Genomic DNA, 16852 nt, shown 5'->3' on the forward strand with positions numbered 1-16852 from the left:
CTCAAGACGCGGGGCGCCGTGCTTTTTCTTCGAGGCCCGAGAGGCCTTCCCGTCGTGCCAGCTCGGCCAACACGTCTTCGGGGCGCAGATTGTAGTGAGTCAACGTGACGAGACAATGAAACCACAGATCGGCAGTTTCGCTGATGATGCGCTCCGGCACGCCGTCCTTGGCGGCCATGACGAGCTCGGTGGCTTCCTCGCCGATTTTCTTCAGAAAGGCATCGGGGCCTTTGGCCAGCAGTTTGGCGACGTACGACGATTGCGGATCGCCGCCGTTTTCGGGGCGGCGGGTTTCCAGGGTGTCGGCGATACGCGCCAGCGTGTCGGTGCCGGATAAGGACGGGCTCATTTGTAAATGTGCTCCGGGTCTTTCAGGACAGGGTCGACGGTCACCCAGGAGGCGCTGTCGGCTGGGCCCTCCAGGCGGCGGAAAAAGCAACTGGCCCGACCGGTATGGCAGGCGATACCGCCCTCTTGGTGCACCTTGAGCAGGATGACGTCGCCGTCGCAGTCCAGGCGCAAATCGTGCACGGTCTGTGTGTGGCCGGATTCTTCGCCTTTGCGCCAGAGGCGTTGGCGCGAACGCGACCAATAGACAGCACGCCCCGTGGCGGCTGTTTCGGCCAGGGCGTCGCTGTTCATCCAGGCCACCATCAGGATCTGGCCGTTTTCGGCGTCTTGGGCGATGGCGGGAATCAGGCCGTTGTCGTCAAAAACAACCTCGGCCATCCAGGCGGGATCGGTATTCATAGGCACAGTCTAATCTAGTCTGACGGCGATGCCTTGGTTGGCCATGAATGTCTTGCATTCGCGCACCGTGTGTTGGCCAAAGTGGAAAATGCTGGCTGCGAGCACTGCACTGGCGCGCCCGGCGGTGACGCCGTCGGCCAAGTGCTGCAGGCTGCCGACGCCGCCTGAAGCAATCACGGGAACCGGTACCGCGTCCGATACGGCCCGGGTGAGCTCGATATCAAAGCCTGATTTGGTGCCGTCCCGGTCCATGCTGGTCAACAGGATTTCGCCTGCACCATAGGCCGCCATCTGGCTGGCCCATTGCACGGCGTCCAGGCCGGTCGATTTGCGGCCGCCGTGGGTAAAGACTTCCCAACGGGCGGGCTCGCCAGGCGCGGAAACTCGGCGGGCATCGATGGCGACCACGATGCATTGCGAGCCGTGGTAACTGGCAGCGGCGCGTACCAACTCGGGGTTGGCGACGGCCGCGCTGTTGATGCTGATCTTGTCGGCACCGGCATTGAGCAGGCGCTGCACGTCGGAGACCTGGCGTACGCCACCGCCGACGGTCAGAGGGATGAATACCTGCGAGGCGACCTGCTCGATGATGGGCAGAATCAGATCGCGATCATCGCTGGTGGCGGTGATGTCCAGGAACGTGAGTTCGTCGGCGCCCTGCTCGTCGTAACGGCGGGCGATTTCAACAGGATCGCCCGCGTCGGTCAGGTTGACGAAATTGACCCCTTTGACGACGCGCCCGGCTGTGACATCCAGGCAAGGAATGATGCGGCGGGTCAGCGCACCGGATAGTCCGGCGATATTCGAGGACGTTACCGGCGTCGTGGCTGTCGTGGCAGTAGGCGTGTTCATGGATTGAGTTCGTCGGCGCGGGCCTGGGCGGCTTGAAAATCAAGCGTGCCTTCGTAGATGCTGCGGCCCAGAATGGCGCCCTCGACGCCTTCGTCTTCGACTGCGCACAGGGCTTCGATGTCTTTCATGTCGGCGATGCCGCCCGAGGCGAACACGGGGATGCGGACATGTTGCGCGAGCTTGACCGTGGCATCAACGTTGACGCCCGAGAGCATGCCGTCGCGGCTGATGTCGGTGTAGATGATCGATTCGCAACCGTAGTCTTCGAACTTTTTGGCCAAGTCCAGCACGTCGTGGCGGGTGAGCTTGCTCCAGCCGTCAGTGGCGATCTTGCCATCCCGGGCGTCCAGGCCCACGATGATCTTGCCGGGAAAGGCGCCGCAGGCGTCTTGCAGGAATCCCGGGTTTTTCACAGCGGCGGTGCCGATGATGACGTACGAGATGCCGGCATCCAGATACGACTCGATGGTGTCGAGGTCACGGATACCGCCGCCGATTTGCACGGGAATCTCGTCGCCTACGGCCTCCAGAATGGCCTTGATGGGAGCGTCGTTCTTGGGCTTGCCGGCGACGGCGCCGTTCAGGTCGACCAAGTGCAGGCGGCGTGCGCCCAGGTCGAGCCAGTGCGAGGCCATGGTGGCGGGTTCTTCAGAGAATACCGTTACCTCGTCGAGGTCTCCCTGGCGTAGGCGTACGCAGCGCCCGTCTTTGAGATCGATGGCGGGGATCAGCAGCATGGTGAATAGCGAGCGTTGAAAAAAGGTTGAAAGAGGTCCGGCCCGAGGCTCGTACGGGAGTTATGGGTTCCAGTCTACAAAATTGCGATACAGGCGCAAACCGTGCGCCGCACTTTTCTCGGGGTGAAATTGCACCGCGAAAATGTTAGCGGCTGCGACAGCGCACGTAAACGTGCCGCCATAGTCGGTTTCCCCGATAGTCAGCGCGGGATCGGCGGGCGCGGCGTAGTAGCTGTGCACAAAATAAAAGTGTGTCAGGTCTGGAATCCCGTCCCACAAAGCATGGGAGCGCGTCTGGCGGACTTGGTTCCATCCCATGTGAGGGACTTTCAGGCGCTCATCGCCTGAACGGGACGGGGTGCCGTCCGCAAACTGGTCGCCCGAGAATCGGCGTACGGTGCCGGGGAACACGCCCAGACACGGGGTATTGCCCTCTTCGCTGCTCTCGAACAGCATTTGTTCGCCTACGCAGACACCTAATAGCGGTTTGGTGTGCGCGGCGCGCACGACGGCGTCGCGCAGCCCCGATTCGTTCAGGGTGCGCATGCAATCGGCCATGGCGCCCTGGCCTGGAAATACGACGCGATCGGCCGCATCAATATCGGCGGCACGGTTGCAGATGCGGATGTCGGCATCGGGCGCAGCGTAGCGCAGCGCGCGCGCCACGGAATGGAAATTGCCCATTCCGTAATCGACGATGGCAATAGTGGTCACTGAATTCTGCCTGCGGGTGGGGTTACAGCACGCCTTTGGTGGAGGGCACGGCGTCGCCCACGCGCGGGTCGACTTCCAGCGCCATGCGCAGGGCACGGCCGAATGCCTTGAAGACGGTTTCGCATTGGTGATGGGCGTTGAAGCCGCGCAGGTTGTCGATGTGCAGCGTGGTCAATGCGTGATTGACGAAGCCCTGGAAAAATTCGCGGGTCAGGTCCACGTCGAAATTACCAATGCGCGCCCGCGTAAACGGGATGTGATATTCCAGGCCTGGCCGGCCGGAAAAGTCGATGACCACGCGCGAGAGGGCCTCGTCCAGCGGTACATAGGCGTGTCCATAGCGGCGCAGGCCGGCCTTGCTGCCTACGGCCTTGGCGACGGCCATTCCCAATGTGATGCCGACGTCTTCGACGGTGTGGTGCGCGTCGATGTGCAGATCCCCCTCGGCCTTGATGTCCAGGTCGATCAGGCCATGCCGGGCGATTTGGTCCAGCATGTGGTCCAGAAACGGCACGCCTGTGTCCAGGGTTTGCTTGCCGGTGCCGTCCAGATTGACGGACACGCGGATGCGCGTTTCGTTGGTGTTGCGGGTGATATCGGCGGTACGCATAAAAAGAAGGGGCGAGCCTAATGGGAACGGAGAATGTCTTGTAGAGCGGATAGCAGTGCGGCGTTTTCGGCGGGCGTGCCTATCGAGATTCGCAGGCAGTTGGCCAGCAACGGGTGTGCGCTGGAAACGTTCTTTACCAGTATTTTGCGCGTTTTCAGCGCAAGATGCACAGTGTTACCGTCCAGCTCACCGGAAAAGCGCGCCAGAACGAAGTTTCCGGCGCTCGGAAAGACGGTGACGCCCGGCAGATCGGCCAACGCACGGGCCAGCGGCTCGCGATCGGCACGCAACTGGGCTGCCTGCTGGTCGAGAACGGCCTTGTGACGTAATACCACGCGCAACGCAGCCTGCGTCAGGACGTTCAAGTTGTACGGAGGACGTACTTTGTCGAATTGTGCGATCCAGTCGGGGTGGCCGGACAGATAACCGAAGCGCAGACCCGCCAGGCCGATCTTGGAGACGGTACGCAGGATCACGGCATGGGACAGCGCCGGCAGACGTGTCATCCAGGTATGGTCGGCAAAGGGCTGATAGGCCTCGTCCAGGACGACCAAGCCGGGCGCGGCATCGATGATTGCCTGTACGGCCTCGTCGGGCCATAGACCGCCGGTGGGGTTGTTGGGCAGGGCTAAAAAGACGACCTTGGGACGATGCTGGGCGATGGCCTGCAACATCGCGGGCAAATCCAATTGCAGATCCGCAGTCAGCGGTACGCCGACGAAACGCGCGTGATCAAAGCGTGCCGCCATGTCGAAATAGACAAACGATGGCCACGGCGACAGTACGGTGTCGCCGGGCTCGCAACAGGCTTGAACGATCAGATGAATGAGTTCGTCGGATCCGTTGCCAAACAACAATCCGGATTCGGCAGGAATGCCGAACGCCTGACGTACGCCATGGGCGAGTTCGGTGGTGTCACCTGCCGGGTAGCGATTGAGCGCGGTATCGCGCACGGCGCGGGCGATGTCGTCGCGTACGGCATCGGGCAGCTCGTACGGGCACTCCATGGCGTCGAGCTTGATGCCGCCCGCGGCAGGCGGCACCGGATAGGCGCTCAGCGTCCTGATATCCGCCCGGACCGTACCGGCGATGCGGTCGGCCACGGTGCGCGACGTCATGGCTTGTCCAGCCGGTATTGCGCGCTGGCTGCGTGGGCCTGCAGGCCCTCGCCCAGCGCGAGCTCGGCGGCAATGCGGCCCAGGGTCTGGGCGCCCTGTTGGGATACCTGGATCAGGCTGGAGCGCTTTTGAAAATCGTACACACCCAGCGGCGAGGAAAACCGGGCCGTGCGGGACGTGGGCAATACGTGGTTGGGGCCGGCGCAATAGTCGCCCAGCGATTCTGAGCTGAAGCGGCCCATAAAGATGGCGCCGGCATGCCGGATGCGTGCCGTCCAGTGTTCGGGCTGCTCGGTCGAGATTTCCAAGTGCTCGGGGGCGATGTCGTTCGCAATGGCACAGGCTTCGTCCAGATCCCGCACCAGAATCAAGGCCCCGCGATTGGCAAGGCTCACGCGCAGAATGTTGGCGCGCGGCATGGTGGGCAACAGACGCTCGATGGCGGCCTCGACCTCGTTGATGAAGGCAGCATCGGGGCACAACAGGATGGATTGCGCCAATTCGTCGTGCTCGGCCTGCGAAAACAGGTCCATGGCGATCCAATCTGCCGGGGTATTGCCGTCGCAGATGACCAGAATCTCGCTGGGGCCCGCGATCATGTCGATGCCGACGGTGCCGAATACGCGGCGTTTGGCGGCCGCGACATAGGCGTTGCCCGGACCGACGATCTTGTCCACTGCCGGCACGGTCGCCGTGCCGTAGGCCAATGCACCGATGGCCTGGGCGCCGCCGATGGCGAAGGCGCGATCCACACCGGCAATGGCGGCGGCGGCCAGGACGATCGGATTGCGTACGCCGTCAGGCGTGGGCGTAACCATGATCAACTCGGGGACACCCGCGACTTTGGCCGGGATTGCATTCATCAGGACTGACGAGGGGTACGCAGCCTTGCCGCCGGGCACGTACAAGCCCACGCGGTCCAGCGGGGTGATCTGCTGGCCCAGCAGGGTGCCCTCGGCATCGGTGTAGGTCCAGGTCTCGCCGCGTTGGTGCTCGTGATAGGCGCGCACGCGGTCGGCAGCGGTTTCCAGCGCATTACGCTGCGCGGCGGGCAAGGCCGCCAATGCGGCATGCCAGTCGGCCTTGGGAATTTCGAGAGCGTCGGCCGACGACTCGGCAACGCGATCAAAGCGCTGGGTGTATTCCAGCAGCGCCGTATCGCCGCGATGGCGGACGTCCGCCAGAATGCCGGCCGCGGCGCGGTCGACGGATTCGTCTTCGGTGGCTTCGAAAGCCAGCAGTTTGGACAGCGCGGCAGCAAAATCCGGCTGACGGGAATCGAGGCGATTGATCAGAGCCATGGCGTCATGGTGAAGCAAAGAGACCCCCGGCGGCGCCGTATATCAGCGCGGCCACCGGAGCAGGTAAAGACATAGTGTAGCGGGCGCAGGCCGTGTCAGGCCGCGGTGCCGGCATTTGCCGCCCGTTGGAACGCGTCCAACAGGGGCTGCAGCCGCGCGCCGCGCGTCTTGAGCGAGGCCTGGTTGACGATCAGGCGCGACGAAATGGCCATGATGTCTTCTACGGCGACCAGGTCATTGGCGCGCAGCGTACCGCCTGAGGACACCAGGTCGACGATGCAGTCGGCCAGCCCGACCAGCGGGGCGAGCTCCATCGAACCATAAAGCTTGATGATGTCGACGTAGACGCCTTTGGCCGCAAAGTGCTCGCGTGCCGATTGCACGTATTTGGTGGCTACGCGCAGGCGTGCGCCTTGGTGGACAGCGGCCTCGTAGTCGAATCCATTGCGCACCGCGACGCACAAGCGGCATTTGGCGATGTTCAGGTCGATGGGCTGGTACAGGCCGCCAGGATGCTGGGCTGCGTGCTCGATCAGCACGTCTTTGCCGGCGATACCGAGATCGGCGGCGCCGTACTGGACGTAGGTGGGTACGTCGGAAGCACGAACAATGATCAGGCGCAGGCCGGGGTCGCTGGTAGGCAGAATCAGCTTGCGCGAGCTCTCCGGATTTTCGGGGACTTCGATGCCGGCCTCGGCCAGCAACGGCAGCGTTTCCTCGAAAATGCGGCCCTTGGATAACGCCAGGGTAATGGGAGCGTTGGCGACGGGACTCATAGGGATTCCTTGCCGCTCAAGCGCTGAATGTCAGCGCCCAGCGCACGTAGTTTGACTTCCATGCGGTCGTAGCCGCGATCCAGGTGGTAAATGCGGTCGATGGTGGTTTGCCCTTCGGCAGCCAGGCCGGCGATGACCAGGCTGGCCGAGGCGCGCAGGTCGGTGGCCATGACGATGGCGCCCGACAGGCGTTCGACGCCGCGCACCACGGCGGTGTGGCCGTCGATGTCGATGTCCGCACCCATGCGGCGTAGCTCTTGTACGTGCATGTAGCGGTTTTCAAAGATGGTCTCCACGATCACCGAGGTGCCTTGTGCAATGGTGTCCAAGGCCATCAGCTGGGCTTGCATGTCTGTGGCAAAACCGGGGTATTCATGAGTGCGAAAGCCGACTGCGCGCGGCCGGCCGTGCATGGCGCCGCGAATCCAGTCCGGGCCGGTTTCCAGCGTAAGGCCGGCTTCGGTGAGCTTGTCCAAGGTCGCGCCCATCATCTCTGGGGCGACATTGCGCAAAACGATGTCGCCGCCCGCCGCTCCCACGGCGCAGAGAAAGGTTCCTGCTTCGATCCGGTCGGGGCTGACACGATGTTCGGCGCCATGCAGGCTGTCCACGCCATCGATCACGATGCGGTCCGTACCATGACCCTGGATCCGCGCGCCCATTTTGATCAGCAACTCGGCCAGATCGACCACCTCGGGTTCGCGGGCAGCATTCTCGAGAACGGTCTGGCCCTCGGCCAATACGGCGGCCATCAGCAGGTTTTCCGTGCCCGTGACGGTGACCATGTCTGTGAGAATGGACGCGCCCTTTAGCCGTGGAGCTTTGGCGATGACGAAGCCGTGTTCGATGCGAATGTCGGCGCCCAATGCGGCCAGGCCCTTGATGTGCTGGTCGACCGGCCGTTGGCCGATGCTGCATCCGCCGGGCAGGCTCACGCGAGCCTCGCCAAAGCGTGCAAGCAGCGGCCCGAGCACCAGGATCGAGGCACGCATGGTCTTGACCAGATCGTAGGGGGCCTCCAGGTTGTCAACCTGGTTGGCCTGCAGGGTCACGATGCCATCGGCGCCGCGCTCAGCCTTGACCCCCATGCGGGCCAGCAGGCGCAGCATGGTGGACGTGTCGTTCAGCGCTGGCACGTTGGCCAGGGAGACGGTGTCGGCAGTAAGCAGGCCTGCGCACAGAATGGGCAATGCCGCGTTCTTGGCGCCGGAGACGGTGACTTCGCCGCGCAGGGGTGCGCCGCCGGTGATGCGTAGCTTGTCCATCAGTTGCCCGCCTTGGAGTATTCGTCGGGTGTCAGGGTGCGCATCGAGAGCGCGTGGATTTCGGCTTTCATGCGGTCGCCCAGTGCGGCGTAGACCAGCTGATGGCGTGCAATCAGGCGTTTGCCTTCGAACGCAGGGCTGACGATGACTGCGTCAAAATGGGAGCCATCGCCCTGCACATCCAGATGATCGCAAGGCAGCCCGTCGGCGATATATTGGCGAACCTGCTCGGGGGTAGGCAGCATGGCGTCAATTCCTGAGTTTGTAGCCGCTGGCCAAGAGCCGCAAGGCACAGATCACCAAAACGGCGAAGACCCCCGTCACGACGGCCAGGCTGTGCCACGGCGATACGTCCGATACGGAGAAGAACCCGTAGCGAAAGCCATCGATCGTATAAAAAATGGGGTTCCAGTGCGACACGGTTTGCCAGAACGGCGGCAGTGTGTGAATGGAGTAGAACACGCCGGACAGAAATGTGGCCGGCATGATCAGAAAGTTTTGAAATACGGCGAGTTGGTCGAATTTCTCTGACCACAAACCGGCAATCAGGCCCAATGTGCCCATGATGCCGCAGGCCAGAATGGCGAATACGACGATCCAGCCCAGATGCACCAAGGGCAGCGGCGTGAAACAGATGGCCACCAGCCACACACAGGCGCCTACTGCCAGACCACGCACGATCGCGGCCAGCAGATAGGCCGAAAAAATCTCGCGGTGCGATAAGGGCGGCAGGAGCACGAACACCAAATTACCGGTGATACGGCTCTGGATCAACGATGATGAGGGATTGGCAAAAGCATTTTGCAGCATGCTCATCATCATCAATCCTGGAATCAGGAATGCGGTGTACGGCACGGTGTTGTACACCATGACGCGCCCTTCCAGCACGTGAGCAAACACCAGCAGGTAAAGCAAGGCTGTGACGACCGGGGCGGCAATGGTCTGGAACGCGACTTTCCAGAAGCGCAGGAGCTCCTTGCGCAACAGCGTGGGAAAGCCGGAGCCCGCATCCAGGCGAGGCTGCACCAAGGGTTGTTCGGTCGGGGTCAGCGGCGGGGTCACGAAAGAGCCTCTTCAGGTTCGAGTTCGGCCGACAACGGCGTGTCCTGGTGCATGATGCGCACAAAGGCGTCTTCGAGATCCACGCCGCCCACGCGCGCCAGCAAGGCCTGCGTGGTATCCAGTGCCACGATGCGCCCGCCTTTGAGCATGGCGATACGTCCGCACAAGGCCTCGGCTTCTTCGAGGTAGTGCGTGGTCAGCATGATGGTGTGGCCAGCCTTGTTCAGCCGCGAGATGAATTCCCACAGGGTGCGGCGCAGGTCGACATCCACGCCCGCGGTGGGCTCATCCAGCACGATGACTGGCGGGCGATGCACCAGCGCCTGGGCGACCAGGACGCGCCGCTTCATCCCGCCCGACAAGGCGCGCATATTGCTGTTGGCCTTGTCTGCCAAACCTAAATTGAACAGGATTTCGTCAATCCAGTCGTCGTTTTTTCGCAGGCCAAAATAGCCCGACTGGATGCGCAGCGTTTCGCGCACGGTGAAAAACGGGTCGTAGACCAGCTCTTGCGGCACCACGCCCAACGCGCGACGGGCCATTTTATAGTCGGTGGTGACATCGTAGCCACAGACACTGGCACTGCCACTGGAGGCACGCGCCAAGCCCGCCAGAATGGAAATCAGAGTGGTTTTGCCGGCCCCGTTGGGACCTAGCAAGCCGAAAAACTCGCCGGGCTCGATGCGCAGGCTGACGTCGTTCAGGGCCTGAAACCCCTGGCCGGGGGTACGCCCAAGCCATTTTTTCCAACCCGCCTGGCGTGGTGGATAAATCTTGGATACGTGTTCTAGACTGACTGCAGACATGGCAACGGCGAAGGCCCGGAAAAGAGCGAATCGCCCATTATAAATGGCGGCCCCTCCGGGACGGCTTTGTCCCGGTCGCCGCTTGGGTTTATTGGTTGCGCTGGTTCAGTGCCTTGATCAGCCCGTCAATGCCGGATTGCTCGATCTGCTGCGCGAATTGATTGCGGTAGTTCTGGATCAGCCAGATACCTTCGACGTTCATGTCGTAGATGCGCCAGCCTTGCTGGGGGTCTTTTTCGAGGCGATAGTCAACGCCGACGGGCTGGCCGTTTGCCTGCGTAATCAGGCTGCGTACGACCACGTCGTCCGCGTTCGGATCATCCCGGAACGGCAGCAGCTTGATGGAAGTGTTTTGGGTCACGCCGGTCAGCGCACCGCTATAAGTGCGGACCAGGGTGCCGCGAAAGGCGTTGGCCAGGGCCGTTTGTTGCTCGGGCGTGGCTTGGCGCCAGTAACGGCCGGCAGACAACTGCGTGGTTTTGCGGAAATTGACGTACGGCAGGATGTACGTGTCGACGACCTGGTTGATGTGGGCGAGATCGCCGGATTTGACCTTGGAGTCGGCCTTGAGCACATTCAGGGCCTCATTAGCGGCGTCAAGTACGAACTTGTCGGGCGCGCCATGGGCATCGGGCTTGGCTTGGGCCGCGGTGGCGGCCATCAGGCCGATCGTCGCGGCCAGGAACAGACGTTGCAGCAAGGAAAAAGCAGAAATTCGCATGAGAGCTCCTTTTGAGTGGGGCATCCTGGTTATTGGGTGGGCGTGGGCGCAGGGGCGGCAGGTTGAGCCGGCGCGGCGGCTGCGTCGTCATCGTCATCGATGTCGTAATCGGGCAGATTGCCCTCGCCCTCGGCGCTGCCACGTACCATGGCGGCGCGGCGTTGCAGGTAGGCGTCACGGATAAAGCTGTAGGGATCCAGCGCCACCCGGTCGACCATATCGGTGGTGTCGAGCAAGCTGGCACGCGTGTCGACGAGATCGAGGCCCCACAAGCTGTTGCGGATCGGCACGTTGTCGATCGAACCCGGGCTGCTGTAGGTGTAAATGCCGCCTTGCCAGTCGCCGATCAGGCCGGCGCCGTCACGCACGCTGCTCGAACCAAAGAACGGCAGCACCAAATAGGGGCCCTGGCCAAAGCCCCATACGCCCAGCGTCGTGCCGAAGTCGTTGGGGATCTTGCGGGCGCCATTGGCCGACGCGACGTCAAAGCAGCCGCCTATGCCCATGGTGGTGTTGAACAGGAATCGTCCCAACGTGTTGACGAAATCGTGGCCGCGGCCCTGCAGGAAACTGTTGGTGGCCGACCAGAGATCGCCCACGTTACTGAACATGTTGTGGACGCAGCTACGTACCGGCTCAGGCGTGACGTAGGTATAGGCCTGCGCGACAGGCTTGAACAGAGCCCGGTCGACCGTGTCGTTGAATTTGTATACGCCGCGGTTGAAGCCTTCCCAGGGATCGCGGGGATCCGGGTTGCCTGGAGCGGCGCAACCGGCGGTCAGCGCGCAGACGGCCAGGGCAGAGGCAAATCGAGCGTAGGTGGGCATAGTCATGATGGGGTCAATGCCAAGCAAAGGTTCTGTTCACAAGTCGCCTGCCGGAGCAGGTTGGGCAAAGGTGTTCGGTCAACGGCCGCCAGTGCGGTATTTCAGTTCGTTGGCGGCGCACTGGGTTGTTCGCCGGATTTTTCCGAATTGGACCCTTGGTTTTGCGCGCTGTTGTAGAGGAATTGGCTAATCAGGTTTTCCAGGACAACGGCGCTTTGGGTATAGCGGATTTTGCCTCCATCGGCAAAATTTTGCTCGTCGCCGCCCGCCGTCAGCCCTACGTACTGCTCGCCCAACAACCCCGAGGTCAGGATGGAGGCCGACGTATCTTTGGGGAATTGGTAGCCTTCTTCGAGATTGAGCGCGACAACGGCCTTGAAAGAACGGTCGTCGAAGGTGATGTTACTGACGCGACCCACCACCACGCCAGCGCTCTTGACGGGCGCGCGCGCTTTCAGGCCGCCAATATTGTCAAAATCGGCGGTCAGCGTGTATGTCGGCGCAAACGAGAAGCTGCTGAGGTTGCCGGCGCGCAAGGCCAGAAACACCAGGGCGGCTGCGCCGAGCAGCACGAAGAGCCCTACCCAAAAATCGGTTTTTTCGCGTGACATGATGCAAATCCGTATTAGTTGCCAAACATCAGGGCGGTAAGCAGGAAATCCAGGCCCAGCACGGCGAGCGAGCCTACGACGACAGTCCGGGTGGTGGCCCGCGCCACGCCCTCTGGGGTGGCGCGGGCGTGCCAGCCCTCGTAGAGCGCGACGAGCGTGACGGTGACCCCGAACACAATGCTTTTCAGGACGCCATTGGCGACGTCATTCCAGACATCGACGCCATTTTGCATTTGCGACCAGAATGCGCCGGCATCTACCCCAATGAGCAGTACGCCGACAATCCAGCCGCCCAGGATGCCTACCATTGAAAACACGGCGGCCAATACCGGCATGGCGATGATGCCGCCCCACAAGCGCGGCACGAGCACCCGGCGCATCGGATCGACGGCCATGACCTCCATGGCCGAGAGCTGCTCACCCGCCTTCATGAGACCGATCTCGGCGGTCAGCGAGGTACCGGCGCGGCCGGCAAACAGGAGTGCCGTCACCACGGGGCCCAGTTCGCGAACCAGGGACAGGGCGACCAGCAGGCCGAGGGCTTCTTCGGAACCATAGCGGTTCAGCGTGTAATAGCCCTGCAATCCCAGCACGAAGCCGACAAATAGGCCCGATACGACGATGATCAGCAGGGAATAGTTGCCGATGAAGTGCACTTGCTGGGAGACCAGCCGGGGACGCGACACGACGATGCCGCTGCGCGCCAGGAGGCTGTTTACAAAGCGGGTAAACCCGCCGACGCCGCTGATGCTGTCGCGCACCCAACGGCCCACGGCGCTGACCGCTCGAACTGGCCCGATCATGATTTTCGGCCTCCGAGGGAAGACTGGGCTGCGCCGGCTTGTTTGGCCAGCCAGGCCTGAAACGCCGGCGTGTCGGGATACTGAAAGGCGACCGGGCCATCGGGCTCGCCACGCAGGAATTGCTTGACGTACGGGTCTTGCGATTCGGACAGGGATTGCGGTGACCCGGAGATGACCAGACGGCCCTGGCCGACCAGGTAGACCTGATCGGCAATGGAAAATGATTCCTGCACGTCGTGGGTGATCAGCACTGATGCGCAGTGCAGCCGGTCGGACAGGTCGCGGATCAGGCGGGCGGTGATCCCCATCGAGATCGGATCGAGCCCCGCAAAGGGTTCGTCGTACAAAATGAGTTCGGGCTCCAGTACCACTGCGCGAGCCAGGGCCACCCGCCGGGACATGCCGCCAGAGATTTCCGCTACGCGCAGATGCGCCGCCGCACGCAGCCCGACCGCGTCGAGCTTGTCCAGCACGCGTGACACAATCTCTGCCTCAGGCAATCGGGTGTGCTCGCGCAGGGGAAAAGCGACGTTTTCAAAGACATTCAGGTCCGTAAACAGCGCGCCCTGCTGGAAAAGCACGCCCATGCGCTTGCGCAACGCCTGCAGCTCATCATGGCCGATTTGGCCCAGATCAGTGCCGAATGCATGGACTTGGCCGCGCAAGGGCCGAAGCTGCCCGGTCGCAGCGCGTAGCAGCGTGGTTTTGCCAGAGCCGGAGCCGCCCATGATGGCGACGACCTGCCCGGGCTGAACGGTCATGGTGATGTCTTGCAGCACCGTGAATTCGCCATAGCCAAGCGCCACTGCGTCCAGTGACAGAACAGGGGGCGGGCTATCGGGCGTGTGATCGGGCATAGGCAACAGTGTGGGCCTGGACAGGTAAACAGTGTCCGACAAAGGGGACGACCATAGAGTTTTTGGCCGAACCGGTCAAGGCGTCGACCTCGGGTACTGTACCTGTCAGACGACCGTGATTATTGCGGCGGCATGTTTCAGGCAAATGCCATTGTAACTTGCCGCCTCACGGTGATTGTCGCCGCAAACGTGTCGTTATTGCAGCGTAATGTTGCCTTTCTGGATCACTTCGGCCCATTTCCGGGTTTCGCTGGCGATGAATTTGGCGAAATCCTCGGGGGTGCCGCCTCCCGCTTGGCTGCCTGTATCAGCAATGGCTCGTTGCACTTCCGGGTCTTGCAGGATGTTGTTCAACTCGGTGTTCAGCTTGGCAATGATGGGGGCGGGCGTCCCTGCGGGCGCAATGATTCCCTGCCAGTTATATGACTCGAACCCAGGCAGTCCTGCCTCGGCCAGGGTGGGGACATCGGGCAGCACCGCGAGGCGTTTGGCCGACGTCACGGCAATCGGATGAACCTTTTTGCTCTGAATGGCGGGCAACGCCGCATATCCCATTTCGAACATCATCGAAATATGCCCGCCCATCAGGTCCGCAGAGGCCGGGCTGCCGCCTTTATACGGTACATGCACGATGTCGATGCCTGCCTGTTCGCGGAACATTTCTCCCGACAAGTGGTGAGCGCCGCCCACACCCGAGGAGCCAAAAGTCAGTGTCCCTGGTTTTTGCTTGGCCAGATCAATCAATTCCTGCAGGTTTTTGACCGGCAATGCGTTCGTCACACTGAGCACGAGAGGGCTGTTCTCGACCAGGATGATGGGCGCCAGGTCTTTGTCCGCCTTGTAGGGCATCTGAGCCATCAGACTGGGATTGACCGCCAACGGAGCCAGATTGCCCGCGCCGATGGTGTAGCCGTCGGGAGTCGCTTTGGCGACCAGGTTGGTGCCGATGACACCTCCGGCGCCCGCCTTGTTTTCGACAACGACGGTCTGCTTGAGCACATCGCCCAGCTTGCGTGCGATGAGACGCATGCGAGTATCGGCAAAGCCGCCGGGCGCGTAAGGCACGATGAAGGTAATCGGTTTGGACGGCCAATCACCGAGATCTTGGGCGCGGGCCTGCGACGCGCCGGCCACCGTGGCGATCGCCAACAGGCTGGCGAGCAAGGGACGTAAAGATTTCATGCGCGGGCTCCTCTTTTCTTAGACATAGCGCGGGTCAACTATTATGACCGTTATGACCTCTTCGCGCCCACTGCCGCGCTGGCGTTAAAAGCGATAACCCACCGCCAGGGTCGTGACCCACGGGTCAATGCGCGCAGTGCCGATGCGTTGGCCGTCGAGTTTTACCTTCGACGAAATGTCGATATAACGAATATCTGCGTTCATAAACCAGCGGTCGCTGAGTTTGATATCAACGCCAAGCTGTCCGGCGAATCCCCAGGAGTCGCTGAGTTTCAGGCTCGAGCCGGCGAGTGGGCCGCGTGTGTGCGTGTCAAAGAAATGGGTGTAGTTCAGCCCCACGCCGACGTAGGGTTGTACCGTGTGATCCGGCAGGAAATGCCATTGCACGCTGAGCGTGGGGGGCAGTTGTTTGGTTGTGCCGATTTTTCCCAGCCCGGCGTCGCCGGATACGTTGTGCTGAAAGGGCAACGCGCCCAGCAGTTCGATACCGATGTGCCGAGTGGCCATATAGGTCACCGTGAAACTCGGCCGCACGTTGCTGCTGACGTCGAGATCGACTGTGCCATCGAGCACGCTGCCATTATTGGATTTCGGGCTGACCTGGGTGACGCCCAGTTTGAAAAGCCAATCGCCGGCCTCGTGGGCGTGGGCCGGGATGGCGCTCAGGCTGACCAGGCAGAATGCGGCCGCCAAGGTACTGCGTAATGACATGACTTCTCCGTAAAGACCGAGAGCTATCGGCACGGAGATGGTGGCAGGGTCTATCGATATCTGGCTTGATCCATATCAAGCACGGCAGCATTGCGCGAAAAATTGATGCTGATCGTCAGGGCTAGGCGCCCTGTTCGATGACACATCGCGCGGCGTCGAGAAAACGGCGGCCGAGCAGCGGCAATGGGGCTAGCGTGGAGTGGGTGGCCCAGATTTCCACATGGGCTTCTGGATGAATGGGCCGGATGGCCACGCGTTCAGCTAATTCTGGCGTGATGCACCAGCGATCTACGAGGGCCGGCCCCAAACCCTGCAGTACGAAAGCACAGGCCGTGACTGGCGAATGGACTTCGACCGCGGCAGGGCACGGCTGCGTATTGCCAAAGAACCCGGTGAGTGCGTGACTGAGGGGCGTGCCAGCGGGATAACCTATCCATTGCGCAGAGCCGAAATCATGAGCGTGCACGATGTCGTGGCTTGCCAACGGGTGATCGTTCGGCGCGATACAGACAATGGGTACCGTTCCCAGCCGCACCGAATTCAGATGCGGGTGTTGAGGTGGGGACATGGATAGACCGACGTCGGCGCGCCCTGTCAGAAAGTAGCCCGCGAGTTCGTCAAAAGTAACGCTGCGGTAGTCGACCCGGCTGCGTTCCGTGCGTCCGCGCATGGCCAGTAGCGTGCGCGGCACCAGGCGCTGCCCGTAGCTGGCGGAGCATACGACGCGCAACACGCCTGCGCCTGCCTCGCCCAACGCAATCGCGAGATCGTTGACGCGCTGAATCCCGCCATAGACCTGCTCGACCTCTGCGTAGAGGCGTAGCGCTTCTGGAGTAGGCGTCAACCGGCTTTTCGCGCGCTCGAAAAGCGGATAGCCCAGGCGCGATTCCGTGAGCGACAGCACGCGGCTGACCGCGGGTTGCGAGACATGCAGTAATCGGCCCGCTCCACTGATCGAGCCCGCCATCATGATGGCGCGAAAGACTTCGATCTGGCGCAGATTCAGAGGTCTCGCGGCGGGGTGGGCCGAGGCACCTGTGTCAGTGATCGCGTCGTCCTGCATCGCGGTTTTCCTGTCTGGGGCAATAACGGCGGATTATAGGTCTGGGACATTTTTCGATGAGGGCTCTGGCGGGTCCCGGTGATAAC

Annotated in this window: 21 protein-coding genes; all 21 read right to left on the reverse strand. The window is 62.0% G+C overall.

Annotation, left to right across the window (positions count from 1 at the left end; translation table 11 throughout):
* Window position 1: 1 nt before the first annotated feature.
* Window positions 2-349, reverse strand: coding sequence for a phosphoribosyl-ATP diphosphatase (locus ACYVI2_RS15690; protein WP_415815223.1), 348 nt, complete (start codon window positions 347-349; stop codon window positions 2-4).
* Window positions 346-750 carry a phosphoribosyl-AMP cyclohydrolase gene (hisI, locus tag ACYVI2_RS15695; protein WP_415815225.1) on the reverse strand — a complete coding sequence of 135 codons (405 nt, stop codon included), beginning with the start codon at window positions 748-750 and terminating at the stop codon, window positions 346-348. Before hisI ends, ACYVI2_RS15690 begins: the two co-directional genes overlap by 4 nt.
* Before the next feature lie 9 nt (window positions 751-759).
* Window positions 760-1602, reverse strand: a complete 843-nt coding sequence (gene hisF / locus ACYVI2_RS15700; protein ID WP_415815227.1) for an imidazole glycerol phosphate synthase subunit HisF — start codon at window positions 1600-1602, stop codon at window positions 760-762.
* A complete protein-coding gene (gene hisA / locus ACYVI2_RS15705) occupies window positions 1599-2339 on the reverse strand; it encodes a 1-(5-phosphoribosyl)-5-[(5-phosphoribosylamino)methylideneamino]imidazole-4-carboxamide isomerase (RefSeq protein WP_415815229.1) in 741 nt (246 codons plus the stop codon). The genes hisF and hisA overlap by 4 nt, the downstream gene beginning before the upstream one ends.
* Before the next feature lie 60 nt (window positions 2340-2399).
* On the reverse strand, window positions 2400-3053 hold the full coding sequence (gene hisH, locus ACYVI2_RS15710; RefSeq protein ID WP_415815232.1) for an imidazole glycerol phosphate synthase subunit HisH: 654 nt from the start codon (window positions 3051-3053) through the stop codon (window positions 2400-2402).
* 22 nt (window positions 3054-3075) lie between these two features.
* Window positions 3076-3663: an imidazoleglycerol-phosphate dehydratase HisB gene (gene hisB / locus ACYVI2_RS15715; protein ID WP_415815234.1), complete on the reverse strand. Its 588-nt coding sequence runs from the start codon at window positions 3661-3663 to the stop codon at window positions 3076-3078.
* A 17-nt stretch (window positions 3664-3680) separates the two neighbouring features.
* On the reverse strand, window positions 3681-4781 hold the full coding sequence (gene hisC, locus ACYVI2_RS15720; protein WP_415815236.1) for a histidinol-phosphate transaminase: 1101 nt from the start codon (window positions 4779-4781) through the stop codon (window positions 3681-3683).
* Entirely contained in the window at window positions 4778-6082 is a 1305-nt protein-coding gene (gene hisD, locus ACYVI2_RS15725; protein ID WP_415815238.1) for a histidinol dehydrogenase, read from the reverse strand. The genes hisC and hisD overlap by 4 nt, the downstream gene beginning before the upstream one ends.
* 95 nt (window positions 6083-6177) lie before the next feature.
* Window positions 6178-6858, reverse strand: coding sequence for an ATP phosphoribosyltransferase (hisG, locus tag ACYVI2_RS15730; protein WP_415815240.1), 681 nt, complete (start codon window positions 6856-6858; stop codon window positions 6178-6180).
* Window positions 6855-8123 carry a UDP-N-acetylglucosamine 1-carboxyvinyltransferase gene (gene murA / locus ACYVI2_RS15735; RefSeq protein WP_415815242.1) on the reverse strand — a complete coding sequence of 423 codons (1269 nt, stop codon included), beginning with the start codon at window positions 8121-8123 and terminating at the stop codon, window positions 6855-6857. The genes hisG and murA overlap by 4 nt, the downstream gene beginning before the upstream one ends.
* Window positions 8123-8368, reverse strand: a complete 246-nt coding sequence (locus ACYVI2_RS15740; protein WP_415815244.1) for a BolA family protein — start codon at window positions 8366-8368, stop codon at window positions 8123-8125. The genes murA and ACYVI2_RS15740 overlap by 1 nt, the downstream gene beginning before the upstream one ends.
* A gap of 4 nt (window positions 8369-8372) precedes the next feature.
* Window positions 8373-9185 (reverse strand): ABC transporter permease, encoded by an 813-nt coding sequence (locus ACYVI2_RS15745; RefSeq protein WP_415815246.1) that lies wholly within the window; start codon window positions 9183-9185, stop codon window positions 8373-8375.
* Window positions 9182-9991, reverse strand: a complete 810-nt coding sequence (locus ACYVI2_RS15750) for an ABC transporter ATP-binding protein (RefSeq protein ID WP_415815248.1) — start codon at window positions 9989-9991, stop codon at window positions 9182-9184. The genes ACYVI2_RS15745 and ACYVI2_RS15750 overlap by 4 nt, the downstream gene beginning before the upstream one ends.
* A gap of 88 nt (window positions 9992-10079) precedes the next feature.
* Window positions 10080-10712, reverse strand: a complete 633-nt coding sequence (locus tag ACYVI2_RS15755) for an MlaC/ttg2D family ABC transporter substrate-binding protein (RefSeq protein WP_415815250.1) — start codon at window positions 10710-10712, stop codon at window positions 10080-10082.
* Between the two features lie 29 nt (window positions 10713-10741).
* Window positions 10742-11545 (reverse strand): MlaA family lipoprotein, encoded by an 804-nt coding sequence (locus ACYVI2_RS15760; RefSeq protein WP_415815252.1) that lies wholly within the window; start codon window positions 11543-11545, stop codon window positions 10742-10744.
* A gap of 95 nt (window positions 11546-11640) precedes the next feature.
* A complete protein-coding gene (gene mlaD / locus ACYVI2_RS15765; RefSeq protein WP_415815254.1) occupies window positions 11641-12150 on the reverse strand; it encodes an outer membrane lipid asymmetry maintenance protein MlaD in 510 nt (169 codons plus the stop codon).
* A gap of 14 nt (window positions 12151-12164) precedes the next feature.
* Window positions 12165-12953 (reverse strand): lipid asymmetry maintenance ABC transporter permease subunit MlaE, encoded by a 789-nt coding sequence (gene mlaE, locus ACYVI2_RS15770; protein WP_415815256.1) that lies wholly within the window; start codon window positions 12951-12953, stop codon window positions 12165-12167.
* Window positions 12950-13810: an ABC transporter ATP-binding protein gene (locus ACYVI2_RS15775; RefSeq protein WP_415816463.1), complete on the reverse strand. Its 861-nt coding sequence runs from the start codon at window positions 13808-13810 to the stop codon at window positions 12950-12952. Before ACYVI2_RS15775 ends, mlaE begins: the two co-directional genes overlap by 4 nt.
* Window positions 13811-14005: 195 nt before the next feature.
* Window positions 14006-14992: a Bug family tripartite tricarboxylate transporter substrate binding protein gene (locus ACYVI2_RS15780; protein WP_415815258.1), complete on the reverse strand. Its 987-nt coding sequence runs from the start codon at window positions 14990-14992 to the stop codon at window positions 14006-14008.
* 84 nt (window positions 14993-15076) lie between these two features.
* Window positions 15077-15703 (reverse strand): OmpW/AlkL family protein, encoded by a 627-nt coding sequence (locus ACYVI2_RS15785; RefSeq protein WP_415815260.1) that lies wholly within the window; start codon window positions 15701-15703, stop codon window positions 15077-15079.
* A gap of 121 nt (window positions 15704-15824) precedes the next feature.
* The gene (locus tag ACYVI2_RS15790; RefSeq protein WP_415815262.1) at window positions 15825-16766 is read right to left on the reverse strand and encodes a LysR family transcriptional regulator; all 942 of its coding nucleotides are present in this window, start codon (window positions 16764-16766) and stop codon (window positions 15825-15827) included.
* Window positions 16767-16852 lie beyond the last annotated feature (86 nt).

Source organism: Bordetella tumbae (assembly GCF_054780995.1).

Excerpts from the sequence above, each read along its gene's own strand:
- ACYVI2_RS15780 (WP_415815258.1), bottom strand. The coding sequence starts at position 14,992 with ATGAAATCTTTACGTCCCTTGCTCGCCAGCCTGTTGGCGATCGCCACG.
- ACYVI2_RS15775 (WP_415816463.1), bottom strand. The coding sequence starts at position 13,810 with ATGCCCGATCACACGCCCGATAGCCCGCCCCCTGTTCTGTCACTGGAC.
- ACYVI2_RS15760 (WP_415815252.1), bottom strand. The coding sequence starts at position 11,545 with ATGACTATGCCCACCTACGCTCGATTTGCCTCTGCCCTGGCCGTCTGC.
- hisF (WP_415815227.1), bottom strand. The coding sequence starts at position 1,602 with ATGAACACGCCTACTGCCACGACAGCCACGACGCCGGTAACGTCCTCG.
- hisI (WP_415815225.1), bottom strand. The coding sequence starts at position 750 with ATGAATACCGATCCCGCCTGGATGGCCGAGGTTGTTTTTGACGACAAC.
- ACYVI2_RS15785 (WP_415815260.1), bottom strand. The coding sequence starts at position 15,703 with ATGTCATTACGCAGTACCTTGGCGGCCGCATTCTGCCTGGTCAGCCTG.
- mlaE (WP_415815256.1), bottom strand. The coding sequence starts at position 12,953 with ATGATCGGGCCAGTTCGAGCGGTCAGCGCCGTGGGCCGTTGGGTGCGC.
- murA (WP_415815242.1), bottom strand. The coding sequence starts at position 8,123 with ATGGACAAGCTACGCATCACCGGCGGCGCACCCCTGCGCGGCGAAGTC.
- ACYVI2_RS15755 (WP_415815250.1), bottom strand. The coding sequence starts at position 10,712 with ATGCGAATTTCTGCTTTTTCCTTGCTGCAACGTCTGTTCCTGGCCGCG.
- ACYVI2_RS15740 (WP_415815244.1), bottom strand. The coding sequence starts at position 8,368 with ATGCTGCCTACCCCCGAGCAGGTTCGCCAATATATCGCCGACGGGCTG.
- ACYVI2_RS15690 (WP_415815223.1), bottom strand. The coding sequence starts at position 349 with ATGAGCCCGTCCTTATCCGGCACCGACACGCTGGCGCGTATCGCCGAC.
- hisC (WP_415815236.1), bottom strand. The coding sequence starts at position 4,781 with ATGACGTCGCGCACCGTGGCCGACCGCATCGCCGGTACGGTCCGGGCG.
- hisB (WP_415815234.1), bottom strand. The coding sequence starts at position 3,663 with ATGCGTACCGCCGATATCACCCGCAACACCAACGAAACGCGCATCCGC.
- hisA (WP_415815229.1), bottom strand. The coding sequence starts at position 2,339 with ATGCTGCTGATCCCCGCCATCGATCTCAAAGACGGGCGCTGCGTACGC.
- ACYVI2_RS15750 (WP_415815248.1), bottom strand. The coding sequence starts at position 9,991 with ATGTCTGCAGTCAGTCTAGAACACGTATCCAAGATTTATCCACCACGC.
- ACYVI2_RS15790 (WP_415815262.1), bottom strand. The coding sequence starts at position 16,766 with ATGCAGGACGACGCGATCACTGACACAGGTGCCTCGGCCCACCCCGCC.
- hisG (WP_415815240.1), bottom strand. The coding sequence starts at position 6,858 with ATGAGTCCCGTCGCCAACGCTCCCATTACCCTGGCGTTATCCAAGGGC.
- hisD (WP_415815238.1), bottom strand. The coding sequence starts at position 6,082 with ATGGCTCTGATCAATCGCCTCGATTCCCGTCAGCCGGATTTTGCTGCC.
- mlaD (WP_415815254.1), bottom strand. The coding sequence starts at position 12,150 with ATGTCACGCGAAAAAACCGATTTTTGGGTAGGGCTCTTCGTGCTGCTC.